Origin of the sequence: Chryseobacterium oranimense (assembly GCF_900129755.1) — a bacterium.
Taxonomy (GTDB): Bacteria; Bacteroidota; Bacteroidia; order Flavobacteriales; family Weeksellaceae; genus Chryseobacterium; species Chryseobacterium oranimense.
Map to the genome: position 1 here is coordinate 850,801 of NZ_FQWT01000001.1, position 26,258 is coordinate 877,058.

The window sequence follows — 26,258 nt, forward strand, 5'->3', positions numbered from 1 at the left end:
ACTTGGTAAGCCAATATATAACTATAAAAATTTCTGACAAAATTTTATACCACATTTTTGAGAAATTGTCGTATTTCTACGACCGGAGATATAAGGATAGGATTATATGGAATTTTAGCTTTTAAATAGCTTATTTCTGATAGGCTTCAATACTCTTTTGGCGTCTTTCCTGATCTTTTTTGAAAGTTCTTGCAGTCCATAAAAAACCAATACCTAAAATGATCAGTGCATACGCTATCCATTTGCCAAATCTTTCTGCTAAGGTTACAATGACGGATCGCTCATAACTGGAAAAGCCTTCTGCGCCTGCGGGACCACGACGGTAGAATTTACGCCTGTTGATCCAATAACGTAAAGCCAGTCCGAGAATTAAAAAGCCAATGCCCATAACTAATAACGGTATCATATTCAGTGTTTCGGTTTCCATAAAAATACGAAAAAATTTTTTCTTCATAAGATATTACTAAGAAAAAATTGGGTTGTTTCAGTGTGAAACAACCCAATTTTCATTTCCTCAACCGGATAATCCTGCAATCCTGATTTAATCTATAATCTGAATCTTCCTCTTTTCCGTTCCGGTTTCCGGTTCTTTTTCTGATCTGAAAGACTTTTGTCTTGTTTATCTTTTTGCTGAGTGACTGGGTTTTCTTTTTCAAAATGTCCGACATGCTCCACAGTTTTTTCTTTTGGGTTATTTTTTTCATTACTGATCTCCTTTTTTTCAATTTTTGTTAGTTCGTTCTCCACTTTGTCAGCATAATAAAAAGCTGTCATTTCCACATCGATTAAGTTTCCCTTTCTTACAAGTATGGTAGGATCTTTTATGCCTTCCAGCATCGCTTTATAAAGCCATTCTACCGATAACTGAACCACAAAATCACGATCCGTGGTGTTTTCAAAACAATATTCTGTCGCATCATAATTAGTTCGGAAAGTGGGAAGTGATTTCAGGTCTTCAAGGGTGCATAATGTTATCCAATCACCGTAGGCTAAATACTTGTCACCTTTATCAAGTGTTCTCTTTAGATAGTCCATTGTCAGCAAATAATCGTTTTCTGAAATCGTCATCGTTAAGTTTTAATGAGAGAAAAATAAATGAGACAGCTTTGATCATTAAGCTGTCCCATTACATTAATTAATCAATACTGTTAAATTGAAAGCTCAATTGTCTTTCATTGCCAAAATTATCGAGTATCCAAATGTCAAATGATTGCTGGACATTGGATTGCGATGTGTAATAGAAGGTGATCTCCGAACTCTTGGCATCGGAAAGAAAGTATACTTTATTGGGTAGAAAGGCTTTTTTCCCTGTCTTCCCAATCTCATAGATCAGATTTCCATTTCCGTCATACTGAAAATACCGGAAGAAATATTGAACACCAGAAAAACTTCCTGTATTTTTGATTTTCATGGAAATTGCCTCCGTCTGGCCGACTGCAATTGCTTTGTTAACAGGAAGGACAACAACCTCAAATGGGAAGTTCTGCTGAATATCAAGATCATCATTTTTACAGGAAAATAATAAGCCAATACTCATTAATAAAATGAACCAGCTATACTGGAATTTTGTATCTAAGAATGTTTTCATATAGATAAAATTTAAAGGTTAAAACGAAGGCCAATACCCGCGGAAGGACGGAACTGATTAAAATTTGTTCCCCAAACGTATTTCGCTCTGGCCTGTAAGGATAGGATAATAAAATTGGTCAGATATGTCTCTAGGGTCAGCCTGCCTCCGGCACCGTACACAAAACTGCTTTCATTGTTGATTTGTGAACCATCCGCTAGCAATAGTTTGTTGTGATTGACCAACTGATAACCACCACTGGCTTCAACTGCTGAATTGAAATTCACAATTTTATTTGGTAAGCCTATAACATGGAAACTATATCCCCCCGATAATAAATAAGTTTCAATCGGAATGGGGTTTTCAGTATAGAATGTTGTCCTACGCTGATATTCTGCTGAAAAGAAATGATAGTTTCCTTTTTTGTGATTTTGTGTCAGCTCCAGATTCACAAAATAATTGTCCTTTGGCTGATCATTGGAAAACATGCCAGCAGTGACCTGTAAACCTTTTTGATAAGGTAGTAATCGTTGCGCCAAAATTGACGTAAATGGCAATAGAACCATTAAGAATATGCTTAATATCTTTTTCATATCGTTTTAAATAAGATTGTTATTTAATTTTTAGTGGTAGATCCTTTAATAGTACTGCACGGAGTAGATCCTCATTTTCAACTTCAAGTCGTTGATGCCTTCCACCATTCTTTTCAAAAAGCTCAATTACAAGTATTTTATCATGATCAAGTGTGAACTGATCCAGCAGATAAACTTCACGGCTCGTTTTGTTGTCCGGAACTTCGGCAATATCGCTGTAAGTCCGTACGATATTTAGTGGTTTCTCTTGAAATACAGTACGTTTTGCTACTTTTTTATCGACTATTTTAAAATTTATAAAGTCTATCTGATAGGAAACATTGGTTTTATTCTGAATCTGCGTATTAAAGTAATATTTCCCCTGGTATATGTAAATCCCTTTCAGACTAAAGAGAATTCCAAAACTTCTGGAAGCAATGTGCCTGATATTGTTCCGGTTTTTTTTATAGATAGCTTCCATGAGCTGATCGGGAACATAAGGAGAAAAACCCAGGTCTTCCAGATGTATATTGGCTCTGGAGTTTGATACGGATTTATCCATTGGATCAAGGTTATAGGTTAGGATCTCGGGATAAGAACTGTAAAAAACACTGAAGCTATAAAATTTTCCGTCATCCGTAATCACTGAGAAATTGGATTCATCTTCAAAATCTTTCACTGCTGCTTTGATCCGTAATACATTGTCCGCATCATCAGCTTTTCCCGCAGTGAGAAATTCACTTCCCAGATCAACATAACGGATCGCAGATGGAAAGATAAGGTGCGTTGTTTTATTATACGTTACAGTGATGTGATAAGGCTCAACGTGTTCTGAATCTAACTGATGATTTAATGAGTCTGTAATTGTTTGTGCATGCGAATAAACAAAACCAAGCATTGCACAAATCGTTATTAATATTTTTTTAATGATCGATTTCATTTCTATTTGATTTAAGAATTAGTATTATTTTTTTGAAACTAAAAAGACCTGATGACCTGCCTTTAACATTACTTTGGGTGTTCTTACTTTCTTTGAAAAATAGCCCGCAACTCCTTGAACCAGGCCACGGGAGAGGTCGCCCGCTATTTGCTGGCCTGCGGATCTGCTCATCATGATAGAAGTACCGGAAGACTGGCTCATGTTAGCAGCAATTTCATTGACGGCACTCATTTCAGCGGAATATGGCACGTTCAGCCCCAATTGACCGTCCAGATCATAAATATTGATTTCTACCGGGAAAATATTGCCGCTGGATTCTATTGAAGAAACCTTTAGGCTTAAACGTCCATTGTTGAATTTTGCTCCGGCAGTAACAATAGAACCGGAGGGAATAGTGAAATCAGGAGTCTTTGAATCTTCAAGAAGCCGCAATTTCACGGTTCCTTCACCAACAATGGTTGTGTTTTCATGAATGCATGCCCGAATACTATTCTTAACTTTGGTAGCCTGTTGGGTTACACCCACAGTGTAGAATCCACGGTTTCTTTCTCCGTTAATATTTTCCAAAAACTCCCGATCTGAAGGTTCACGATAAAGTGCAGAAACCACATTTGCACGCATAGGCGAAAAAGCAACAAAGGATGTTTTCTGACCTCCGGTATTTCTAATGGCTGTACTGTCTGACTTTTTTTGCTCACCACCATTATTTGGAAGATACTTGGACGCCATCTGGTAAGATTTTTCCATGAGCTGCAATTGGTCATTAACTGTCAAGGGAGCAGGATTCGCATCCCTTTCATCAAGTTGCCTTTTTAATCCTGCAATCTCTTTGCGAAGTTCATTTGATTCATAATTTTCATTACTGTTATAAAATGACCCTAAAGTCGCCTGTGCGTTGCGATAGGAGTTTAATGCCGGACTTTCGGCCTGATAGCTCTTTCCTGATGGATTATTTGTTGGATTCTCATTTAATCCTGAATTCGGATCGGCGGCCTGCATCGTACTGTCACTATTCCAATAATCGGAAAGTGATGTGAGCATATTCTTTTTTTGCTGGTTTTTCTCGTCCATCATTGCCTGCTCATAGGCTTTTTGTTTATCGGACTGCATACCTATTTCTGTTGCCTGTGGAACAGCACCATTGAGGCCCGAATCTTTGTTCTCATCCTTATCGGACGATGGTTTGAAAATCAGATATAGACAGACAAGGAAAACAATTCCCATTAGAAGATAGATCAATGGCTTTTTTAATTTTTCCAGCTTGGATTTGTCATTCCCACTGATTAAATCTTCAGATTTCTGGTCAGATTCTTCGACTAGAATACTGATTCTTTTATTCTCGTTATTTTCCATTATTCTCATTTTTTAAGTTAATTGATACACTGTCCTTGGCTATAAGACCGGACTTTTCTGTTTTTTCGACAGGATTCTCAATATGCCGGATGGCAACTTCCTGATCTGCTTCTCCCGTTTCGACACATACGTTTACCACAACAATAAGCGTTAAAATGGTGTACAACAGGAAAAAATAAATAGTATATTTTCGCTGCTTTTTTATGGGCAATTCGCGCCAACAGTCATCAAGATCATTGATACGATTTTCGATTTTTGTTCTTAGATTCATAATGATAGATTTAACGTTCTACAACTTCCAGATCCCTGTTCTCCAACACGGCGAATTTCTCGATGTTGAAGCCCTGTGGGTTATTATCTGACCGAACGGAGTTTAGCAGATTACAGGAAGTGACCAGATTACGCTTGGTCACGTTGCTTGAACGGATGATAAATTGAGTGGAATAAGTTTTTACTGAATAGGGGTAAGAATCGAAGTTGCAGATTACACTGTCAACTTCGACCCTTTGCTGTACATTTCCACTGATGATACGATTATAATATCCCTTTTCCGCAAGGTCATTGTAATAGTCAAATACGCTCTTGTCGGCAAGATTAAAAGCACGCTTCATGTTGCTCTCAATAGCATTTTTGTCCGGGGCCAGGGTAAAAAACAGTTCGTGAAAACGTCTTACATGCTCTCTTGCCTCAACAGGGCGGTTGATGCTGGCATCCTGTGCAAGCGCCAGCATCAATGATTTGCCCTGATCCAAGACATAGATTTTTTCCCGTTGCTTTTCCGCGAAACTGTATGACTTCCAGATTGCGTATCCAACGATACCAGTGCATAACAAGGCAAAAATTATCGCATAAAGCCTGATCTGGCGGAAGCTATTTTCTATATTCCGGAGGGTTTTAAATTCCATGTTTTTAATTTTTTAGGTATGTTATTTTTTAAGTAATCTCCCACCAATATTTCCGGCAACAGCCCCCGCACCACCACTAGCAACACTTGCAGCCTGCTGAATATTTCGGGTGAAATTTGTAGCACCAGAAGCTTGAATGATCCAGCCTGTTACCGTAGGAACCGTAAAATATCCTACTATCCCGATGATCATAAAAATGATGTATACGGTGTTGGTTGTATCTGGAATAAAGGAAGGATCGGATAAATTCTCGATATCGCGCTCCAAAATCAGAGACTGTATTCTGGCAAGGATGGAGCTGAACAGGTCAGCAACAGGTAGCCATAAATACACGCTGACATATCTCGTAAACCACTGATTTAATGTGGACTGAAATCCATCCCAGACACTTATGGCAAATGCGATTGGTCCTAGAATTGAAAGGACTATCAGAAAAAATGTTCTTATGGTATCGATCACCAAAGCCGCTGCATTGAATAATATTTCCAGAAACTCCCTAAAAGAATCTTTAATACTCTGTCCAAATTGGAACATTCCCCGCTCAAAATACATAGCGCTCATGGTAGCAAGGTCCCCAGGCGACCAGCCAAGTTCTTCCAGTTTTTTGTCAAATGCTTCGTCAGAAACCAAATATGCTTTTTCAGGATTTCGGATCATTGCCTCATATTCCAGTTTGTCTTTCTTTTCCTGTAAAGCATTTAGGTCAAGAACCTGATTTTCGAGCATGGCATGGGTGCCTTTTACAACCGGGCTTAAAACAGCATTGATAGATCCCAGCACAATTGTTGGAAAGAACATGATACAAATGCCCAAAGCGAAGGGTCTGAGTAAAGGAAAAACGTCGATAGGTTCAGCACGGCTTAATGCTTGCCATACCTTTATAGCCACATAGAAAAGCGCTCCTAAACCGGCTACACCTTTAGCCACTCCCGCCATATCAGCTGAAAGTGGGATCATCTCGTCGTATAACGACCTTAAGATTTCATGTAAGTTCTCGTATTCCATGATTTACCAATATTTTTGATCAGGATTTCCATAGAGTTCAAGAACTCGTTGGGTATTGTTTTTCTTCTTGGCACGAATGATACTCACGGAAATATTTTTGTTGGTAAAGTATTTTACAAGGGCATGGTATTCCCTTACTTCCTTGTATACTTTATCAATAACTTCCATTCTTTCCTTGTCATTAAGAGATAGGCCGTTGGCAGTGATAATCTGCTTTAATTCTTTTAAAAGCTCAGTACTCTCATTAAGCAAGGCAGAATAGCCGTTTGCAATGGCTGCCAGTTCATTCGGTTTGAAATTGGGGTCATTCATCATTTTACCAAAATTGGTAACGTACATTTCAGATACATCGCCAACGAGTAAAACTGTTTGCTGAACTTTGCGCGCGTCTTTTACTAGATTATTTACAGCCTTGAGCTTATCGTAGTATTCTTTTCCTTGCTCATAGACTCGCTTGACTTCGTTGAAATTCTTGATTACATTTGAAACTGTCGAGGATGTCTGGACAATCTCGTTTGCACTGTTGACAATACCCGATGCAAGATTTGTCGGATCGGTTACTACCCACTGCGCCTTTGCTAATGGTGTGAAGGCGAATGTAAATGCCATCATCACCATGAAAATGATCTTTTTCATTGTTTTAAAATTTTAGAGATTAATTATTATTTTGATTTGCGGTATTTTTGAGAACAATGCGTTTTATGGCATGCTCAACATTCCCGCCGAGTTCCTCAGCCAGTTGCATGACCTCCAGTTTTTCGGTTTCTTCCGTGGTATAGGCATAATATTCGGCCATTGAAACCTCCGTTGCGTAGACTGCAGAGTGAGTGCCCCCAAGCCCGATCCATACTTCCTTATATTTTCTGGAAGGATCATTGTTCATATTGATCGAAAGTATCTGGGATTTCTCTTTTTCGGTAAGACCTAGCATCGCTTGGATGTCATCGAACTTATTCATATATTTACGCTGATCAAGGAGAATTTTGCAATCAGAGTTGTTGATGATAGTCTCTTTGACCACGGGTGAATGAATGATGTCATCTACCTCTTGGGTCACGACGATTGCTTCTCCGAAGAATTTTCTGACCGTTTTAAAGAGGTATTTTATGTATTCCGCGAAACCTTCTTTTGCTATCGCTTTCCAAGCCTCTTCAATCAGAATTAGCTTCCGGATACCCTTTAACCGCCTCATCTTATTGATAAAAGTTTCCATTATAATAATGGTCACAATGGGGAAAAGAATTTTATGATCCTTGATAGCGTCGATTTCGAAAACAATAAACCGTTTATTCAGTAGATCCAGCTCCTTTTCGGAATTTAGTAAATAGTCATATTCTCCACCTTTATAGTAAGGCTCTAGCACATTTAGAAAATTGGCAAGGTCAAAGTCTTTTTCCCGGACTTCCTTGGCTTGGAGAACTTGCTTGTATTCGTTCTTGACATATTCGTAAAATCCATTGAAGGACGGTTTAACATCGCTGTTTTTAATATGTTCGATGTACCCGCTTACCGCATTCGATAAAGCAACTTCTTCTGAACGTTTTGGTGGTTCATCATCTCGCTTCCATAGTGTTAGGATAAGCGTCTTAATACTTTCCCTTTTTTCAATATCAAAAACGTTGTCGTCTGTATAGAATGGGTTAAAGGATATTGGATTATCTTCGGTGTAAGTGAAATATACCCCGTCTTGCCCTTTGGTCTTACCCTTTATCATTTCACATAACCCCTGATATGAATTCCCGGTATCGATCAATAAAACATGCGATCCCTGTTCCCAGTATTGGCGAACCATGTGGTTAGTGAAAAAAGACTTGCCCGAACCGGAAGGACCAAGAATGAATTTATTTCTGTTTGTGATGATACCTTTTTTCATCGGGAAATCAGATATATCCAGATGAACTGGTTTTCCCGTGAGCCGATCTGCCATTTTTATCCCGAAATGAGAGGGGGAATCATGGTAATTTGTTTCCTCGGTAAAAAAACAGAGCGCTGGTTCAATAAACGTATAGAAGCTTTCCTCACTTGGAAAGTCGCCTGCATTGCCGGGCATTGCTGCCCAAAACAGCGTAGCGACATCAACAGTGTTATGTCTTGGCTTGCATTCCATTAGGGCCAGTGCACTGCCGGTATCATTTTTTATACGTTTCAACTCTGCAGGATCATCTGACCAGGCTATCACATTGAAATGTGCCCTTATCGAAGAAAGACCAAAAGAATGCGCTTCATTGAGATATTTTTCGATCCATTCCCGATTTATCTGATTGCTTCGGCTATACTTTGCCAACGAATGCATGTTCCGTGCGGATTTCTCAAATTTTCTGAGGTTATCGTCAGAATTATCCAAAAAGATGTATTGGTTGTAGATATGATTACAGTTAAGCAACAAACCAACAGGTGAAGCAAATGACAGTAAACAGTCACTACGGTCCGTTGATAGTTTCTCGTACCTGCTATCTATTGAAACAGTACCAGGAAGATCATCGGTGTCCGATAAGGTATGTACACAGAGCCTTTTATTACCAACGCGCACTTCTTCGTTTCCAAGAGATATGTCCTGTAAAGGTTCATCTTTGGCTCTTGAAAGGGTTAAGTATTGGTCAAGGAGGCCAGGAACATTGTCAGTTCCGGTAATTTCCTCACTCGTAAGCCTTTCAAGAGATATAAATCCACTGTCATTTAAAATCCGTTCAAACTGTGCCACGGCCTCCATGAACCTATGGATGTTTTCTTTGTCACGTATTTCTTTGGGTATCAAGACACCTTTGCAAAGCGAGGAGAAATTAGATTGCATCCGCATTCTTTCCTTACTGGTCTTGGTCAGAAATAGATAACAGTAATGGTTTAAGAATGGTCGCTCATTGAAATGCTGTTGATAGGATTTCCCTAAAAAGCTTATATCTTCTTTGGAAAGATCCGGTTCATAACTCTCTTTAATGAACCAATCCTGTTTTAGCACGATTGAATGATCGGGCAAGGTTTTTATCGCTTTATGCCAGGCAGAGTGCATTGCATCATACTCAGCAGATGATACCGTAAATACTTCCGGAAGGATAACTTTGAAACATACAGTGATGTCCGCTTCTTTCGATATAATACAGTTCTCTTCAACTGCAAGTAGCGGAAACCTTGATTCAAGTGTCCTTGTCTTTGCCATATTTCTCATTATTTGATTGATTTGAAATTCAACTTGGATTTTAGTAAGCGATAAATCCGCTTTTGGCTGATAATGAACCTAGGATGTCGCTTTTTTGAAGCTATTTTCATAAGTCCATGTTCACCATACTTCCCATTAAGTGAGAAAGTCTGCCAGATGAGAACCGATGATCCCGTAGTTCCCAGTACAAGGCATACATAGGAGTTTAGACCAATCATGTACATGATCATGACCAGGATCAATACACCCAGAAGACCTGCCGCAAAAATGAAAAGGTACTGGGCCTTAAGCCCTTTAAATTCAACCGAACGGCCCACACCTTTATTGATATTAAATGTTTTCATCGGTATGGTCTAAAAGTTTATAGTTCCCTGAATTGCGTTCAGGTCGTAATTCGCCGTCAAGACCTCAATCTTCTTTTTATGCGGTTTTCCATGTGCATTATCCACCATTACACTGGACTGCATCTGTAAAGTGTACCAGCCCTCGTTTTTTATGTATTGCTTTAACTCAGGGCTCGGATAACTGCTCAGCAGAAATTTCCCACTGATCTGGGACAGGCACCGTAGGAGTGAGGAATAATCTTCTCTCGTATAGCCGTCATAATGGCCACAGTCAGAATTGTAATATGGTGGATCACAGTAATGAAATGCAGAAATGTGATCGCGTGAATTAATGATGCGGAGAGCATCGGTATTCTCGATTTGAACATTCTGTAACCTGATCGCATATTCCTCTGAAAATGAGTTGCGCTTATTGCTGATCTTTCTGGCGCTCGTAGAACTGGTTTTGTCGTAGCCCCAGGTGTCCCCGATAATTGAACTAAAGGATTGGTTACAGAGAACCCATACTGCCCAGGCACGCTTTAACCTGTCAAATAAGTGAGGGTTGTTGTAAATCACTAGGGCGTCGTTGTGTAAGGATCTACTGTGGAGACTTATTCTGATCAGCTTTTCCAATTCTACGAACTGGTTTTGGACCATTTCGTAGAAATTGATCAATTCCCTATTGTAGTCGTTGATAACTTCAACCTCGGTAATAGGTTTTGACCAAAATATAGCCCCGCCACCGACAAAAGGCTCAACGTATGTTTTATGTGGCGGGATAAGAGGAATTATAACCTTTGCGAGTTTTTGTTTACCCCCATAATATGTTAATGGAGTAACTATTTTTTTTGCTGTCGTCATAGCTGTTGATTTGAAGGTTTGAATTGAAGGCTACAGGAAGAATGATCGTAAGATCGTAGCCGCGACAATTAAAAAAATACATGCTCCAAACCAACTGGCAGCAGTCTTACTGGTATCGGGGTCACCAGAGCTAAATTTGTTGTAAACCTTGACACCTCCAATCAGCCCGACTACTGCGCCGATAGCATAAACCAATTTTGTTGCAGGATCAAAATAAGAAGTAACCATTTGAGTTGCTTCCTGAATACCGCCCTGACCGTTTCCCTGGGCAAATGCGCCAAAAGTTGACATCATTAACAATGCTGTCATCAAAATTCTTTTTCTTTGTTTTTCCATGTTTTAATCGAATTTTTTGTTATTCTTTTCCTGCACCCTGCAGGCTTACATGGCAAATGTGAGATAGAATTGAAAGCACTCTTTTAAATTGGAAATCCGTGGAATTATTTGGCTTTCTAAGGTTGTCAGGGGGTACTTTTGCGACCTAAATAATGAGTATTTATAACCCTAGAATACAGGTCAGCGGATGGGACGATTTTATCTTTCTGGGGAACAAAAAAAAGTGCTAGATTCTAAGAACTAGCACTTTTAATCTTATAGTTTGAAATGGTTAGAATTTCCGCCCTTTACTTTTCTTTGACTGATTATTGGCCTTTTGATTGTCCTGACTTTTTTGTTGTTTTTCCTTATTTTCTTTGATGACATCAACAATAAAAGTTTTTTCCCAGAGAATTTTCTTGGCTTCAAAATGGCTCTGTACGCCAAGCCATTTTAAATCACTTTTCAGATCCCACCCACCTTCACGGTTCCATCCAATCGGATCAAGTTTTGTTTGAAATGGAAATTCAATGGCGATCAGATCTTTTGGAATGCTGGAAATATTTGCGTAGTCCAATTCGCGAAATTCATGTTTTATGGGATCGTACGGAATGAGATAAGCATCTTTCTCTTCCGAATAATAGTGGTCAATATCATCAAAATTTATCCCTTTAGATGCGAAATCAGTTGCCGAACGGAGCATATTCATCCTGATGTCAACAGTAAAGGTATGGCCTTCAATATCGATAGTTGGAAGTTTGCCCTGCATCCGGCTGTGAAAAGCCTGTTGATCAACCATAAAATGAAAGTCATCATGCGATTCCACTTCCATGATGGAGACGTTGTATTTTTTTGCCATGCCTGAAGGATCAAGTACAACAAATTCAGGTAAGTGAATATCCTTGTCATTATATTCGATCAGATATCCATCACCACTGTCCTGCATTTCTTTTAACGGAATTACATTATTTGGATCGGACTTGTCACGGAACTCAAATCTATTGATATCGACAATAAATGTAGTCCCCTCGATCAGTAATTCCAGTTGGCCCTGATCATTCCTATTTGCTGGTATAACCTGGCTAATTTCGTTCAGACTGTAGGCAAGGTCGTATTCAAGCTTTAGATCATGGTATAAAAGGCCAAATTTTAGCGGTAATTTTGCCGCATGGTTTTTACCTATAGGATCTATGGTTCTTATGTCTGGAATCTCCACAAGCCTAACAGACTCAGTATCCATAACACTTTCCTTTTTGAGATCAATAACCCGTCCGGTTGCAGGTTCATACAATATATTATATGCTCTGTTTTTGTCACTATAATAATCTCTAACCAGGTCAAGGTCAATGTCCGGTTTTCCCTGAATCGACCATAAGATATCATTGTCCGGATCAACAACATATTGATTGCCGCAAATGTTTACTTTGACGGGATGACCGTCAATTCTCTTATTGTAAACATCCTGGTTAACCATCAATTCAAAGTCAGTCTTCTCAACCATATCTTTGCTGGTGCAATTGTACTTCTGGCTAAACCCTAATGGATCAATCTCTGTAATCCTTGGAATTTTAACATTCTGGCTGGTCTCAAAATAAGGATCAAGGATAATTTTTCCAGTGTCGTCAAATTCGGGATCGATAACGATAAAATCGTGATTTTTAGAGATTGGGCTGTAATTAAAGGAATAGTGTGTCCCATGATCTTCCATGTAGGCAAAGCTGATCGAATTGGCTGGATTGTCTTTTTCTATAAGAGCAAGCCTATCAATGTCAAATTGAAAAACAGTTCCACTTATTTCAATTTCCGGGAGTTGTCTTTTGGTCTGTTCCATAATAATGAATATTTGTTATTGTTATGGAGCAAAAATGTTTGGAAAAGCAATAGCATTGTTTAAAAGGAATTTTAGGGCATCTTTTGTCTTTCAATTGCGCTGTCGCCCTAAAAATAAATCATATAACAGGTTTTGTACTTCAACGGCAAATAATGAGAAGGATTTTTTAAAGAACTAATGACTTGAAAGCCGGTAAAAAAACAAAGGGGATCTTAAATAAAATCCCCAATGTTAAAATCATCACTGTTTTCAGAAGTTTTAGGTTCTTCTTCGTTTGGCAAATTCTTATTCAAAAGATCTGCGATCTTACGGGATGAACCTTCCATAGCATTTTCCAAAAGATAGAACAGGTCGGTACCTTCTATTTTACGAACTACAGCAACGGCCTTTTTAACTGAAACAGGTTCCGGATCATTGTTCCTTAATACCTGCCCGGCATCATTGAGTTCCTGAAAGGAAACCCCTTTGGCATACCCTCTGACATCATTTGGAAGTCCCATGTTTTTAAATTCTTCCTCTTCTTCCTCGTAGTCAATTTGCTCTTCGGAATTTTCATCAGAATTTCCATCTGGAACAGGATGTTCTAAACCCTTTCCCTCGGTTTTCATTTCAAAATTATTCTCTTTATCCTTTCGCTCATTTATTTGGCTTTCAGTGGATACACTTGGCGCGGTAAGTCTTCCATCATAGTTGGATTTGCCCATGATATCCTTCTGATCTTTCTTAGGAGCGACGATCTGAGTTCTTGTAATTTTGTTTATAACCAATTTATCTTTCAACAAAAGAATGATTATTGTTAAAAGAAAGATTAAAATCAATACTTCCATCGTTATAATATTGGTTTTTGGTTCAGGGCATGGATTGTGTTTATCTCGTCAGCGAAATTTTCAAAATGCTGCTTCAGGACATTATGGATATAGTCAGTGAGGGTAATTTCACCGTCCCCAAGGATACATACGATCCGGGTAAGTTTCTTGTGAAAATCCGAACATATGTAAACCGATTTTCCACATCTGGCTACAGTACTTGTCGGCTTTAAAAAAGCACATTCATACTCATCTATATGAAGTGTTTTTTTCAATTGGCTATTCTGTTGTTTTTTCATTTTGATATTCATTGTTATAAATTGAAATAATTAGAAGATTGGTTTAAACTTATCATTGAAGTCATCTGTAATTGCCTTTTCAAAAAGTTCAAAGTGGTGATTCAGAATATTGTCTAGATAGGCATACAACGGGATTTTATCTTCGCCAATAACCTGTACTATTCTTGATAAACGTTCATGATATTCCGGCCTGATATAGATACTCTTTTCACCTCTTCGGTTCATGGAATGATTTTTAAGAAAAAGTTCCCCGTAGCTTCCTTCTGGCTGTCTTTTTCCTTTCGGTTTATCTTTCACCACAGGCTTATTTTCAGCAGAAGGTTCTTGCTGAACTGGCAGATTTGGATCCCGTGTACCCTCAGCCATAACTTGCATAAGATATTCTTCATCAACTTTTGGGAGGTTCGCTTTTTTCTCATTTTTATCCATTATCCTTCAGTTTTATTGTTTTCAGAAATTCCTCAATGAACATATCCATTTTACAGGACCTTACAAGTCTTCTATCCGGTGGGAGCAGAGTTGACCTAAAAACCGTTTTCGCTTCTGATTCACTTTCTTTTCTGAATCGTTTGCTGTCAGTAACTCTAGTTTCCATCAATGTCAATCCCAGTTCATGAATTATTTTATCATAATGGTTATATAGAACAGACCTTTCCCTGCCGTCTACCTGATTCCAGAAGAGTCTAATTGTTTCAATCGAGGTCTCTCCATTTTTGATCAAAACGTTGGTCATGACATCGGTAAAAGAAAGTGTACTTTCAAGCACAACGCGATCCGCAGTTATCGGAGAAAAAATGTGGTTCATTCCCGCAAGAGTGCTTAGAAGGCCGGGAGTGTTAACTGTTCCAGGTAGATCAAAAAATATGATGTCAACAGGAATGGGCGACAATTTTAAAAATTGCTCTGCTTCTTTTAAGGCAAGTTCAGGCTTACATTGAAATATGGGATAAGCTTTCTTATTTATTGTCTTAAATTGTTGGAAAGCCAATTTTTTAAAGGTCTCATTTTTCATAATTGCGGATTGGTCTCTCTGTCTCATCTGGGCAAGACTGTGTTGGGGATAGTCGCAGTCAAAAACAGCTACATTAAGTCCTCGACTATAATGTAATGTACTCGCTAAAATCGCGGTGAAAGTACTTTTACCGACACCTCCCTTTTGGCTGGAGAATGCCACAAATAATGTTTTTTTCTTTTTTTCCATTTTTTTAAGATTTTTAAAAATTATTATAAAATAGTATTTGGTCTATCCTGCAAACCGGATCTCCTGCGTGATGGCTTGCCATATTTATTGTTCTCTTTCCAGATAGAATGACTGACTGATTTTCCAAAAGGAATCCGTCAAGCCTGCATTCTTGCCGATTTTCATCCTATCCTTCAGACTTTCTATCCATCCTGCCGATCTTATTTATTTCCGGAAAGCAATCTGTCCATCAATTCTTCCTTCATCCCTGAATCCCGGATATTTTTCAGGCGGGACAGGATCATAACTCGACTGTCGTCCTGAAATCATGTTTTCTGGCAGGCTTGAAAACAAGTTCGCTGTATAACTGGCCTGATGATTTGCCCCCATGACTTTTTGCCTGCCTGATATCCGGAAAACTATCAGCTTATCTTGCTTGATAGCACAAAGAAGAAGTATTTTTTAATGCACTATAATTACCTGGAATTGATTGACCAGAAGCGGCGGTTTTTGGCTCTTGTTGATATGGTGAGCCTTTGAAAAACTAGCCTTTACTTTGTATAGGATTCGTGGAAGACATAAAAGAAGCTCATATACTGTTGATGGATTTAAAAAATAAAATCCTTTAATCGTTGTTACTCAATCCGCCATCGCTGGCGGAATCCTTTCATCGGAAAGGAGCAAGTTATCTTTTGAGCAGCTCGAAATAAATTCCGCCGCTCAAAACAACTTGCCCTAGCGGGGCTTTAAAAACACTCTCCGAAGTCGAGGTTTTCATTAAAACATTAATTTTTGACAATGGACAATCAAAAAAAAGAGCAAATCAAAAAGTCTGGGCGCAAGCCCAAGGTTGATCCGGCAAGACACCGGTATTCCATAAGTTTGAACGATAAGGAGAATGATCGTTTCTTATCGCTATTTGAGAAGTCAGGTATGAAAGTAATGGCCCATTTTATCACAGCTTGCATGTTTGATAGAACCATAAAGACAGTAAAAATTGATATGAATGCAGTGGATTATCATACCAGGTTAACCAATTTATATAGCCAATTCCGATCAATAGGCGTAAATTATAACCAGATAGTAAAGATTTTATACCGAAATTTTTCAGAGAAAAAGGCCGCGGCATATCTTTTCAAAATAGAAAATCAGACTGCTGAACTTGCAGAACTTTGTCGGAAAATCATTGACTTAACACGCGAATTTGAAAAAAAACACCTTGAAAAATGATCGCTAAAATTGGGAAAGGAGCAAACCTTTACGGAGTAATTACCTACAATTTTCAAAAAGTAGCAAGTGAAAATGGGGAGATTCTTGGTCTTAATAATATGCCGGAAAGTTTCGATGGAACTTATTCGGTCAGTTATCTAATGAAATGTTTTGATCCATATCTTACAGCTAACAATAAAACAGAGAAACCAATCCGTCATATTTCTTTAAATCCTGATCCGAATGATAAAGTAGTGGACGATGATCTTATTAATATTGCCAATGAATATATGAAAAAAATGGGATTTGGAAATCAGCCTTACATTATATTTAAACATACAGATATTGAAAGAACCCATATGCACATAGTTACCACATGTGTAAAATCTGACGGAAAGAAAATTCCCGATTATAATGATCACGGCAAATCGATGACTATCTGCAGGAATATTGAAAAGGAATATGGGTTATTGCCCGCAACGGAAAAATTAACTAAAGATGAGCTTAATTTTAGACCTGTTAACCATAAAAAAGGAAATATCAAGAGCCAGATTTCAGCGGTGGTCCGATATATACCCCAACACTACCAATTTCAGACTCTTGGGGGGTATAACGCGCTTTTATCATTATTTAATATCACCGCCGAAGAGGTTAAAGGAGAAATTCAGGGACAGCCTAAAAGTGGTCTTGTTTATTTTGCGTTGGATGAAAAAGGTAATAAAGCGAGCAATCCTTTTAAAGCTTCATTATTCGGAAAAAAGGCTGGAATGGAATTTCTACTCAGTCATTTTGAAGAAAGCAAAATCGCTATGAAATCCAGCCCAGCAAAATCAATTTTAAAGAATACCTGTGAATCTGTTCTAGCAATTACCAATAGTGAGATAGAATTTAAAAAACAGTTGGCAAAACAGGGAATCAATATTGTAGTACGCAGAAATGATGAAGGTAGAATTTATGGTGTAACTTTTATCGACCATGAAAGTCATTCTGTCTGGAACGGCTCACAGTTAGGGAAGAACCTTTCTGCAAATTTCTTTAACGAGTATTGGTCGATAGGGGCAAGGCCACTCAGCGATGATTATGGTACTGGTCAAAAAAATGACCTGCCGATCCATAAATTATTTGATTTCATAGATGAAGGAATTTTAACCAATCTGACCGATAATTTTATTGAGGGAACGGGCTCAATGATACCAGGATCACAGGGAGAAGATTTTGAGGAAATTGATTTTGAAAACCGGATGAAAAGAAAGAGTAAACGTAAACGTAGAAAACTGTGATCTATTTATCTTTTTTTTAGGCAATATTTGAAAAAGTGGCAGTAAACAAATTACAATTAGAAGTCGAACTTTTAATTTCAAGAACTAACAGTTATTGATTTATTCAAAGTACTACTCTTTGATCACTATATTTTTTTCTTTCGATTTTTAATGATGTTAACCACTCTAAATACATTCCTTCCGGCATATTTCTGTATCCGATCTTATGTATGTAACTATATTCAGCATTGATTTTTGAAAGCAGCCTGACAGCACTTGAAGAATTTTTTTCAAGTTTTAAATATTGGTTTTTATGCGTTTCCGTTTTTAGAATTAAGGCCGTTATCAGATTCGGAAATATTTGTATCGCACGATCAGCACATTTTAAAGCGAAGCTGCCATCATTATCCGGAAAAGACCTATTAAATGCATTTGCCAGATCTACCAAGCACAACGCTAAGCTTTCTTTATCATCAAGCGCTTTCATATATACACCATTTTCAATCGCATCCAAATGGATAAACCCCGATGCCATTAGCCAGGAATCCTGTGGGAATATACCACTGGTAAGTTCGGTATTATACCAACCTATTGACTTAATGTTATGCTTTATATAAATATGATTGGGAGCAAGGGCCAAATTAGCATTTACACCAATTTCCTCGGCGAGGATCTTATATAGGTAGGGCAACGAGTTACAGTTGCCTTTCTGTGTATTTATCAGTTTGGAAACAAACAGATTCGCCAGCTCTCTGTGTCCAAACACGTCCTCAAAATCATAAGAAAATGGTTTGTAGCGAATCGTATCCTGGTTTATTAAAATTGGCGTTTCCTCACAGATCACCGAGAAAATTGCAGCATATTTGCTAACCGTCTCCTTATCTTTTTCATTGTAAGTAAGATCCCGGTTCTTAATAATTGTTTTGCAAAAGTTGGCCATAAATCGGATTTTCCTGTCAAGCTCAACTGTGTCTAGTTTGCCCTGATAATATGCATTTTCCACACTCAGAACAGCAGTTTTAAAACTGTATTTCTGCTTATCGTCCAGCATATTATCAATAGTCTGGTAGGCATCGGTATAAAACTGGTTCACCTGGGCTTTGATTACCCCTGCAAAAAAGATAAATAAAGAGAGATAGAAGTATTTCATAATTTTGGTTCCCAACATGGGATATATTTAAAAATCTGGATTTTGAATATGGTCTATAATGTCAATTGCAAGTACGTCATCTGTCTTTCGATCATACTTAGAAAGATAATAATCTATTAATAAACCAAGTTCTTTTAGTGAACAAAGCCGTTCATATGTAATCCCATTATCATTGAGTAATTCCTTCATTGCCCTTTTTAATTTAAAGAATCTATAATTTGTATCAGTTCCTATAGAGTACTCTCCATACAGAATGATTTTCTCATAGTCCATATCACTCACTTCTTCGGTGAGGAAATCATTAATCGTATTTCTTCTGATTGCTTTTATAATTTCATCTAATTTCATGGCTACCTGCATTAATTTTTTTATTCAACAAGATTCAACACTTTCCAACCGTTATCCTTTGTTAGACCAACCCAAAATTTATTGACCGTTATAAATCCGTCCGGATAGTAAAGCGTTTCTTCAATTAGCTCCTGATCTTTTCTTCTCTCTATAAGGTTGAACATGCGCTCAATGGTCTCAAAATTTGGAAAACCTTTATTCTCTAAATCCTCTAATAGAGAAACCCTCAGCACGCTTACTACTTTAGAATGGATTTCTGAATCCCAATCCATATTGTGTTCTTGCATCACATTTTCCGCTTCCAGATAAAAATCTTTACAGGATAAAATACCTTCCATATTATTTTCATTGTAAAAATTTTCCAAAGTGATTATTGCACCTTCAGGAGTTGAACGGTCTGGTCTGAAAAAATCATTCCCATGATCAATACGATATCCACAATATATTTCAAAATTTACTCTTTCATCCTCTGATAGCATATTGTAATAATGACGTATGGTGTAGCCACCTATCAGTCGTTGGTTATCTATTAACAGCCAGTCAACAGATTCTTTTCGGAGAACGATTTCCGGCTGACCTGTTTCAGCGAGAACTCCTTTGTAATATTTTCCTTCAATTTCAATATTTTCCAACCAAACGAAAACATCATTTTTGTCTTTGAACTTTATAGAATTATATCCTGTAAATCCACCTGCGATCAACTGATCGAAGTACCATAGCGTGCTGCTGGCCTTATATAAATTATATATAAATTTATCATCGACCTCAATTGTTATATGATTGTCCATTATTCTCTTAATACTTTGGGGGAAATTGGTGGCTTCTTTTTAAATAGGTAATATTGGGTATTTTATTATGGTTAAAATTAGCATCCAAAAAACTTAATTGTAAGGCTATTCATATTGCCATCTATTTAGTCAAAATCTGGATAGACGAAATTGTATTTTCCTGTCCTAATTCGTTCCGCTATTGCAAAAGGCGGTATTACAATTCCAATTTCCGCGATTCGGTTTTCTCCTTCCAGTTTACCAACTTTTCTGAAACCTTCATCATTAATTTTCCATACAAACCACCTTTCAGAAACTTTTATCGGTTCATCCCCAACTTTATTACCATAATCATTTGTATCCCGAAATAAGACTTCCTCTAAAGTTGGATAAACAATACTTTTACCTTCCTGCATATATAAGCCCTGTTTTACTCCAATATTGATCACGGTATGTGCATGAAATTCAATATCGCCCTTCAACAGTTCCGAATAATCAGGAATTACACGGGCTGGATATTCTCTTTTAAATGATCTAATAACATCGCTGTTCAATTGGGTTCGGTCATTAGCGATGTATTGGAAATATTTTTTATTCCCATTTTCTAATTCCACCGAGAATATGTCCCCGATTTCTGTTTTTACTCTTTTACCCATTTTATTTGACGAGGAATTTTATAATTTTTCTCAATTTAGGCAAATAGCGAATTTTAATTTTTTTTACCGACAAATGTCCTTAATCCATTGCGCCGATTTCAAAAATCGTTTTGCCGTATCATCGCTCCATTGGACCCCATAATCTATTTTATGATCCGTACAATTATTATTATCCAAAACTGTATTTGCTGTTTGTAAAAGTTTAGAACTGCCTACTCTTACGGTCAGTTCATCTAACTTTTTTAACCAACTCGAACTGGGATTTGCGCCTCTCGCTGTGTCAAAGAAATGAATCAGCTGAACTTTAATCTCAAAGTCATCCCAACTGTTTTCAACTATTTCCAAATTCATAATTCGGTTAATAATTCTGTAGCAGCACTGATTATTGGCAACTTTAAATTTTTTCAGATAATCAATCAATAAAATGTCTTTGGGAGACACTAATTTTAAAATCTTTTTAAAACAGATTACGTCATGGTGGAAGCTGATCTGATTTATAATTTCCAGTATATTTTTCAAAGTTGATAGTTTAACTTCCACAGTAGCTTTTTTGAAAATACTTCTGGACTGTTCAATTTTTATAATACCTTCCAAAAAGTTGCTGTTCGGCGAAACAAAATAGTTATGCTTAAGATAAACCGTAATATGAAAATAATCTTCCGGTGAATACGTAATCATCTTGTCATTCACAAAATTTGGGATAAGATTATTTCCGAGCAAAGCTCCCAATCTGGCGACGTATAACGACCTTAAAAATGCGCCATTAAATTCATTGTTATAATGCAACAATTTTGGCAGGATGTACTTATAGCTGTTCTTTTCAATTTCTGATGAGATCAGTTCATGGAAACTATTCTCCAAGTTCTTTTCCGCATTGAATTGTTCTTCCTTATCACTTGTTAATTCTTGATGATATAGAAGTAACTGGTCAAACCAATCCTGAATTTTTAAAAAATCACTTTCAGAAATATTTAATGCTTCGGCTAAAACTTTAGATTCCTTTAGGTCATCATCTTTAAATTTTAAATATGGATTATCCGTCATAAATCTGAATTTAGATCATTTCCCCAAATTTTACATTTTCACCATCTTTAGTATAGGGATAGATTTGCTGAAATCTGCTTTCAGGTGAAAGAATTAAATCCACAACCAATACATCCTTACCCTGATATCTTCCGTCCTGAGCAATAGCATAAACCCGAATATCCTCATCTTTTAAATCATCATATGCGCCAGCCAGCAAAATATCATACATTTCTTTTGAATTTGTTGATTCTGAATAAGCAGAGATATTAGTAAGGTTACCATTTGCTCTTACATAGGTAGCATAGGGTGCGAATTCACCACTTTCAATTAAATACTTTGTTGCTTGCTCTTTTATGGCATTGAGCAATTTCTCAATATTATTCATAAATAAATATAATACTTTTTAAACTATGTGCACCCAGGAACACCACCACAGGGATCTTTAGGTTTTGGTACAGGAATAAGCTTAGGAGCAGGAGCAGGTGTAACTCTAAGATTATCAATTTTGGGTTTTGCAGGAGGCGTATAGCGTTGAATATTAATACCGGAATTTTTAAGCGGTTCGCTTAGTTTTGCAGATTCATTAATTTTCAAAATAGCTTCCTGTCCACTTGCTTTTGAAATTTCCTGCTGGCCCCTAAGCTGTTTTGTAAACGATTGTTTGGCAACATGCTTTATTTCCACAGTTCCCCCTTCATCTGTCATTGCGTCGGGTATAGTTTTTCCGGTCTTTCCAGTCTTAGGATCGGTGTATTCATAGGTTTTGGTATTTTTCTCCTTTCCCATTTCCGCAAGCTGTTTTTCTTCAACATATCTACCAAAATTGAAATGTTCCTGCTGAGCTTTTGTTACGGCTTCACTTTGCTTTGTTCCTACTTCACCAGTCTTGGTAACTGTTTCAATTATGTTCGGTTTAATTGACGATTCTTCAAATAACGGCATTAAACGTAGCCACCAACAACACTCAGTAGCATCTTCCGGCGCTAAACCTGTGGGATCTTTAAATCTTACAGGGTTATTGAAGGACATACTGTAAGGGCTCCAACTTGGGAACTCTTCACTCAGGGGGTCAGGACTCATCCAGCGTCCATGTGTATCACCGATCGGTTGTGCGTCCGGATCTTCAAGATCTACTTCAATGAAATCAACAACCTCACCTTTTTTGACGTTGAATTTTACTGATCCTATCGTAACAATACTGTCCTGATCATGAAATTCAAGGTATTTTCCCTTACTTAATGTAGCTACCTTGGGGTAGTAACCATATTTTTTAAATGGGTTTCCTGCTTCTATATTTTTTCTTCTTCTTTCGGCTTCGGCAGGACTTAAGCTATCTCTTGTCTTAAGCACTTCCGACATATAGGGGCGGGATCGCTCTTCTTTTGTCAATTTAACGGGGTTTACCCATTCTTTTTCTTTTGTGTGTTTTTTCTTTTGTTTTTCCTGCGCTTGCGAAAAGCACATAAGAAACAGGAAAACACAAAATAAAATCTTTCTCATAATTTATTTGTTTCTTGATTATCAGTTATAAAAATTCCTTTGGAATTTTGTAAATCTTTGGGGATTCTTTTTTAGGTAAGATAGGTTTTGGTTTATTTTGAGCTTCTCTCTGCTTTTGCGCGTTTAAAATTTTGATCCTTTCCGCAATTTCATCACTTTTTTGTTTGTTCTCAGTACTTCTTAATGAGCTGAGCCATTTTTCATATTGATCCAGTGGCATCTGGGAAAACCCCGATTGATCAATATAGTCAAAGCTCAAATTTATTTGACGAAATTGGTCTTCCAATGGTGGGTAATTACGGATATTTTGCAGCTGCTCCTTAATCTGAGGGTCAATTCCAAATCTCGCGCAAGACTGCATAAAACGAACTTGATCCGTATTGCTTTTCCATAAAGTCGCATTGATATTCTGTGGATTTAAAAGCAAAGCCTTATCAAGAACCTTAGAAACGAATTCATCATAACCAAATTTATGTATATAACCACTTGCTAAATCCACATATGTCTGCGATAAAACTTCCCGTTTATTTAAGTTTTGCATGTATAGCTTATTCTTTAATGCCTCTGCTTTAATATATCCTGAATTGAGTACAAAGGAATTGGCAGAAAACATTCCATTGGTCAATTCAATACTTAGTATTTCTCCATCATCATTTTTAAATCTGATATAGGAGTGATTCGGAGACATTACCAAATATGCATCCGCTCCAATTTGTTCTGCTAATATTAGATATAGTAATGGCATTGAATGACACTGACCAGAATTGGTTTTCATCAGTTTAGACACAAACATTTTTGAATAATCTTTGGCGCCCATATAATCGTCAAAATCGTATTTCATAGCCTTATGAACTACTTTCCCATTCTGTTTACTGTCCTCCGCGAAATACCTAAAAATTGATAGATTCTTGGAAACGTTGTCAGAATCTTCCACTCCGTTTTTCTTTAAATCATTTCTTATAATATTAGTTGCTTTTTGGATTTGATTTTGGTAAGATTCATGGAAGTTTTTATTGTTATCGTAATAAGCATTTTCAACTATAAAAACAGCATCTGCTATGGAATAGCTTTCGGGATCAAGTTGTGACAGATTTTCATAAGCCGCATAATATGAAGAGGTACCTTTTTGATCTGCTAATGAAGCAAGCCTAAAGTTCTTAGCGAAGGATTCGGCCCTTATCTCTGCAATCTGACGTTCAACCTCCTTATTAATATGTTCTTGATCTGCTTGTTGATTTATACGTTGATCGGCATGGGAATTAATGCGAGAATGATTATAACGACCAGGAGTGATCGTCTGTGTTTCCTGTACCCTAAATAGATTATTCTTTTGGGGCATTTCAGGAAACTTGGGTATTTGTCCGAGACAAATAGAACTGACATTAAAAAATAGTATAATAATATATCTCATCGGTATAACTGTGCTTTTTTCGGAGGGATTTGCAATTTAATTCTATTTATGTTTTTCGGCTCTAGGTATTTTCACGGAATTTTTACTTTTAAATTCTCATTCAAAAAATATATGGAGCGAAATTATAACTGGAAAACGTCAGAACCTGTCGCATTTTAAACTTTGGGAAGTTTAATTATCTTTCTTACCTATTTATTGGGGATAAACAAAGAAAGGCATGGTACTGAAGCCAATCGTCTAAAGAGGTACCGCTAAGAACCCAGATGCCGAAAAGACTTAGCCCATGCCAATAGTAGGCACAGGCGTAAGTCTATCGAATTGCATCTGTTTTTGAAAATTAGCGGTTTTCTTTAGATTAAATTTTCGATAGCTTACGCTCGTTTATATCTTAATATTCTATTAAATATTCCGACTGCTAATATATTAATTTTTTAGAAATAAATATTCCAAATGATAATAGTGTTTTATTGTTGAGAATGTAATTATGAAAAATGCTGATGTTGTGGTATATTTTTCCAGTATAATTCACTTGCGTCCTAAACGTTTAAAAAGTGGCGGTGTTTGGATATAGCAAAGTTGCTATATTTAAATTGCAAAATTATAACACACCGCCATGATAAATTTAAATGTTTTTAGTCAGATTTTATCTCTTATCGACCGCGAATTATTCAAAGATTTGGTTTCAAAGCACAAAAGTGACAAACATCAGAAAGGGATCAACAGCTGGACGCATCTAGTCAGTATGCTTTTCTGTCATTTTTCCTCGGCAGATTCGGTTCGTGATATTAGTAACGGCCTACGCAGTACCACTGGTAATCTGAACCACTTAGGTGTAGTAAGAGCTCCAAGTAAGTCTAATATATCCTATATCAACACACACCGTACCCATGAACTTTTCAAAGATCTTTACTATTCTGTTTTGGATAGGCTTTGGCAAAAGGACACCCATTTTCGCAAAGATCTTGGTCAGCTAAAGCGTAAAGTATATCTGATGGATGCAAGCATCATCCCCTTATGTCTATCTGTATTTGACTGGGCAAAGTTTCGCAGCACCAAAGGTGCCGTAAAGCTGCACACTGTCTTGGATTATGATGGCTGCCTACCTGTTTTTATGCAGATTACCGATGGAAAAGTACATGAGAGCCAGCGAGCCGGTAGTTACAGTTTTTCCAAGGGAAGCGTGGTGGTAGTGGACCGTGGCTACGTGGATTACAGCTGGCTTGGGGATTTGGACAGCAGGGGGTGTTACTTCGTTACCAGGAGTAAAGTTAATATGAAGTACAAGGTTATCAAGTCCTATCAGAGTGAAGCACTCATCGAAAAGGGGATCCTTAAGGATGAGCTCATTGAGCTATCCGGTGCTGCCTGCAATAAATACAACGGCAAGCCGCTACGCCTAGTCCACTTTTGGGACAGCACCACTGGCAATGAGTACCACTTTTTGACCAATAATACGAAGTGGAAGGCTTCTTTGGTGGCAAACATCTATAAACAACGCTGGCATATCGAAGTCTTCTTCAAGCATCTAAAGCAGCGCTTAAAAGTATCGACATTCATAGGGACTTCTGAAAATGCAGTGATGATCCAGATCTGGACTTCACTCATTGGCATATTACTGTTAAAATACTTACAAAAAAAGGCCAAATATGACTGGAACCTGTCCAATCTGGTCGCATTCATCAGAATGAATATCTTCGTGAAAATAAACATCTGGCAATGGATAGATGATCCCTTTCTCAGGCCGCCTATAAAAGGAAAAAAGGGACAGCTAAAGATCTTCGCAGATTGAAAAATAGGGGTCAATATCGAAATGATGAA

At 37.5% G+C, this 26,258-nt stretch carries 31 protein-coding genes; 3 read left to right on the forward strand and 28 right to left on the reverse strand.

Annotated features, from left to right (window positions below):
• Positions 1 to 130: 130 nt before the first annotated feature.
• The 20 genes from BUB03_RS03855 to BUB03_RS21775 all read right to left on the reverse strand — a co-directional run bounded on the left by BUB03_RS03855 (position 131) and on the right by BUB03_RS21775 (position 15,504).
• The gene (locus tag BUB03_RS03855; protein WP_317041466.1) at positions 131 to 454 is read right to left on the reverse strand and encodes a molybdenum ABC transporter permease; all 324 of its coding nucleotides are present in this window, start codon (positions 452 to 454) and stop codon (positions 131 to 133) included.
• A 92-nt stretch (positions 455 to 546) separates the two neighbouring features.
• Positions 547 to 1,068: a hypothetical protein gene (locus tag BUB03_RS03860; RefSeq protein WP_048506334.1), complete on the reverse strand. Its 522-nt coding sequence runs from the start codon at positions 1,066 to 1,068 to the stop codon at positions 547 to 549.
• Positions 1,069 to 1,135: 67 nt separating this feature from the next.
• Positions 1,136 to 1,588: a TraQ conjugal transfer family protein gene (locus BUB03_RS03865; RefSeq protein WP_048506333.1), complete on the reverse strand. Its 453-nt coding sequence runs from the start codon at positions 1,586 to 1,588 to the stop codon at positions 1,136 to 1,138.
• Positions 1,589 to 1,599: 11 nt separating this feature from the next.
• Positions 1,600 to 2,160 carry a conjugal transfer protein TraO gene (locus BUB03_RS03870; protein ID WP_073060397.1) on the reverse strand — a complete coding sequence of 187 codons (561 nt, stop codon included), beginning with the start codon at positions 2,158 to 2,160 and terminating at the stop codon, positions 1,600 to 1,602.
• Between the two features lie 19 nt (positions 2,161 to 2,179).
• Positions 2,180 to 3,079: a conjugative transposon protein TraN gene (gene traN, locus BUB03_RS03875; protein ID WP_048506331.1), complete on the reverse strand. Its 900-nt coding sequence runs from the start codon at positions 3,077 to 3,079 to the stop codon at positions 2,180 to 2,182.
• 24 nt (positions 3,080 to 3,103) lie between these two features.
• Complete coding sequence (gene traM / locus BUB03_RS03880) at positions 3,104 to 4,432, reverse strand: conjugative transposon protein TraM (protein ID WP_048506330.1); 1,329 nt, start codon at positions 4,430 to 4,432, stop codon at positions 3,104 to 3,106.
• The gene (locus BUB03_RS03885) at positions 4,422 to 4,703 is read right to left on the reverse strand and encodes a hypothetical protein (protein ID WP_048506329.1); all 282 of its coding nucleotides are present in this window, start codon (positions 4,701 to 4,703) and stop codon (positions 4,422 to 4,424) included. The genes traM and BUB03_RS03885 overlap by 11 nt, the downstream gene beginning before the upstream one ends.
• A gap of 10 nt (positions 4,704 to 4,713) precedes the next feature.
• The gene (gene traK, locus BUB03_RS03890) at positions 4,714 to 5,337 is read right to left on the reverse strand and encodes a conjugative transposon protein TraK (protein ID WP_048506328.1); all 624 of its coding nucleotides are present in this window, start codon (positions 5,335 to 5,337) and stop codon (positions 4,714 to 4,716) included.
• A gap of 21 nt (positions 5,338 to 5,358) precedes the next feature.
• Positions 5,359 to 6,342 (reverse strand): conjugative transposon protein TraJ, encoded by a 984-nt coding sequence (traJ, locus tag BUB03_RS03895; protein WP_048506327.1) that lies wholly within the window; start codon positions 6,340 to 6,342, stop codon positions 5,359 to 5,361.
• A 3-nt stretch (positions 6,343 to 6,345) separates the two neighbouring features.
• The gene (locus BUB03_RS03900; protein WP_048506326.1) at positions 6,346 to 6,978 is read right to left on the reverse strand and encodes a DUF4141 domain-containing protein; all 633 of its coding nucleotides are present in this window, start codon (positions 6,976 to 6,978) and stop codon (positions 6,346 to 6,348) included.
• 19 nt (positions 6,979 to 6,997) lie between these two features.
• The gene (locus tag BUB03_RS03905) at positions 6,998 to 9,505 is read right to left on the reverse strand and encodes a TraG family conjugative transposon ATPase (RefSeq protein WP_048506325.1); all 2,508 of its coding nucleotides are present in this window, start codon (positions 9,503 to 9,505) and stop codon (positions 6,998 to 7,000) included.
• Positions 9,505 to 9,840 carry a DUF4133 domain-containing protein gene (locus BUB03_RS03910; protein ID WP_048506324.1) on the reverse strand — a complete coding sequence of 112 codons (336 nt, stop codon included), beginning with the start codon at positions 9,838 to 9,840 and terminating at the stop codon, positions 9,505 to 9,507. The genes BUB03_RS03905 and BUB03_RS03910 overlap by 1 nt, the downstream gene beginning before the upstream one ends.
• A 9-nt stretch (positions 9,841 to 9,849) precedes the next feature.
• Positions 9,850 to 10,683 (reverse strand): DNA adenine methylase, encoded by an 834-nt coding sequence (locus tag BUB03_RS03915; protein ID WP_083429476.1) that lies wholly within the window; start codon positions 10,681 to 10,683, stop codon positions 9,850 to 9,852.
• Between the two features lie 30 nt (positions 10,684 to 10,713).
• On the reverse strand, positions 10,714 to 11,019 hold the full coding sequence (locus tag BUB03_RS03920; RefSeq protein WP_048506323.1) for a DUF4134 domain-containing protein: 306 nt from the start codon (positions 11,017 to 11,019) through the stop codon (positions 10,714 to 10,716).
• A 271-nt stretch (positions 11,020 to 11,290) separates the two neighbouring features.
• Positions 11,291 to 12,829, reverse strand: a complete 1,539-nt coding sequence (locus tag BUB03_RS22045) for a hypothetical protein (protein ID WP_228417761.1) — start codon at positions 12,827 to 12,829, stop codon at positions 11,291 to 11,293.
• A gap of 212 nt (positions 12,830 to 13,041) precedes the next feature.
• Positions 13,042 to 13,656 (reverse strand): hypothetical protein, encoded by a 615-nt coding sequence (locus BUB03_RS03930; RefSeq protein ID WP_048506322.1) that lies wholly within the window; start codon positions 13,654 to 13,656, stop codon positions 13,042 to 13,044.
• 2 nt (positions 13,657 to 13,658) lie between these two features.
• The gene (locus BUB03_RS03935; RefSeq protein WP_048507112.1) at positions 13,659 to 13,934 is read right to left on the reverse strand and encodes a DUF3408 domain-containing protein; all 276 of its coding nucleotides are present in this window, start codon (positions 13,932 to 13,934) and stop codon (positions 13,659 to 13,661) included.
• Positions 13,935 to 13,964: 30 nt separating this feature from the next.
• Entirely contained in the window at positions 13,965 to 14,363 is a 399-nt protein-coding gene (locus BUB03_RS03940; protein ID WP_048506321.1) for a DUF3408 domain-containing protein, read from the reverse strand.
• Positions 14,356 to 15,135 carry a ParA family protein gene (locus BUB03_RS03945; protein WP_048506320.1) on the reverse strand — a complete coding sequence of 260 codons (780 nt, stop codon included), beginning with the start codon at positions 15,133 to 15,135 and terminating at the stop codon, positions 14,356 to 14,358. Before BUB03_RS03945 ends, BUB03_RS03940 begins: the two co-directional genes overlap by 8 nt.
• Positions 15,136 to 15,339: 204 nt before the next feature.
• Positions 15,340 to 15,504, reverse strand: a complete 165-nt coding sequence (locus tag BUB03_RS21775; protein ID WP_157859436.1) for a hypothetical protein — start codon at positions 15,502 to 15,504, stop codon at positions 15,340 to 15,342.
• A gap of 408 nt (positions 15,505 to 15,912) precedes the next feature.
• Between BUB03_RS21775 and mobA the strand changes: the two genes are divergently transcribed.
• Together mobA and mobB are read left to right on the forward strand one after the other, a co-directional pair.
• The gene (mobA, locus tag BUB03_RS03950) at positions 15,913 to 16,344 is read left to right on the forward strand and encodes a conjugal transfer protein MobA (protein WP_073060400.1); all 432 of its coding nucleotides are present in this window, start codon (positions 15,913 to 15,915) and stop codon (positions 16,342 to 16,344) included.
• Positions 16,341 to 17,603, forward strand: coding sequence for a conjugal transfer protein MobB (mobB, locus tag BUB03_RS03955; RefSeq protein WP_048506318.1), 1,263 nt, complete (start codon positions 16,341 to 16,343; stop codon positions 17,601 to 17,603). Before mobA ends, mobB begins: the two co-directional genes overlap by 4 nt.
• A 103-nt stretch (positions 17,604 to 17,706) precedes the next feature.
• On the opposite strand, the gene BUB03_RS03960 is transcribed toward mobB, so the two are convergent.
• The 8 genes from BUB03_RS03960 to BUB03_RS03995 form a co-directional block, all read right to left on the reverse strand.
• Complete coding sequence (locus BUB03_RS03960; protein WP_073061301.1) at positions 17,707 to 18,732, reverse strand: hypothetical protein; 1,026 nt, start codon at positions 18,730 to 18,732, stop codon at positions 17,707 to 17,709.
• Between the two features lie 27 nt (positions 18,733 to 18,759).
• Positions 18,760 to 19,080 (reverse strand): hypothetical protein, encoded by a 321-nt coding sequence (locus BUB03_RS03965; RefSeq protein WP_123868160.1) that lies wholly within the window; start codon positions 19,078 to 19,080, stop codon positions 18,760 to 18,762.
• Positions 19,081 to 19,100: 20 nt separating this feature from the next.
• The gene (locus BUB03_RS03970; protein ID WP_073060403.1) at positions 19,101 to 19,868 is read right to left on the reverse strand and encodes a DUF2314 domain-containing protein; all 768 of its coding nucleotides are present in this window, start codon (positions 19,866 to 19,868) and stop codon (positions 19,101 to 19,103) included.
• A gap of 125 nt (positions 19,869 to 19,993) precedes the next feature.
• The gene (locus tag BUB03_RS03975) at positions 19,994 to 20,503 is read right to left on the reverse strand and encodes a hypothetical protein (RefSeq protein ID WP_048506314.1); all 510 of its coding nucleotides are present in this window, start codon (positions 20,501 to 20,503) and stop codon (positions 19,994 to 19,996) included.
• 63 nt (positions 20,504 to 20,566) lie between these two features.
• Positions 20,567 to 21,547 carry a hypothetical protein gene (locus BUB03_RS03980; RefSeq protein ID WP_048506313.1) on the reverse strand — a complete coding sequence of 327 codons (981 nt, stop codon included), beginning with the start codon at positions 21,545 to 21,547 and terminating at the stop codon, positions 20,567 to 20,569.
• Positions 21,548 to 21,557: 10 nt separating this feature from the next.
• The gene (locus BUB03_RS03985) at positions 21,558 to 21,914 is read right to left on the reverse strand and encodes a hypothetical protein (RefSeq protein ID WP_048506312.1); all 357 of its coding nucleotides are present in this window, start codon (positions 21,912 to 21,914) and stop codon (positions 21,558 to 21,560) included.
• A 23-nt stretch (positions 21,915 to 21,937) separates the two neighbouring features.
• A complete protein-coding gene (locus BUB03_RS21645) occupies positions 21,938 to 23,029 on the reverse strand; it encodes a putative toxin (RefSeq protein ID WP_073060406.1) in 1,092 nt (363 codons plus the stop codon).
• 25 nt (positions 23,030 to 23,054) lie between these two features.
• Positions 23,055 to 24,368, reverse strand: a complete 1,314-nt coding sequence (locus BUB03_RS03995) for a transglutaminase family protein (protein WP_074941790.1) — start codon at positions 24,366 to 24,368, stop codon at positions 23,055 to 23,057.
• 685 nt (positions 24,369 to 25,053) lie between these two features.
• Here BUB03_RS03995 and BUB03_RS04000 point away from each other — a divergent pair.
• Positions 25,054 to 26,229, forward strand: a complete 1,176-nt coding sequence (locus BUB03_RS04000) for an IS4 family transposase (protein ID WP_073060409.1) — start codon at positions 25,054 to 25,056, stop codon at positions 26,227 to 26,229.
• Positions 26,230 to 26,258 lie beyond the last annotated feature (29 nt).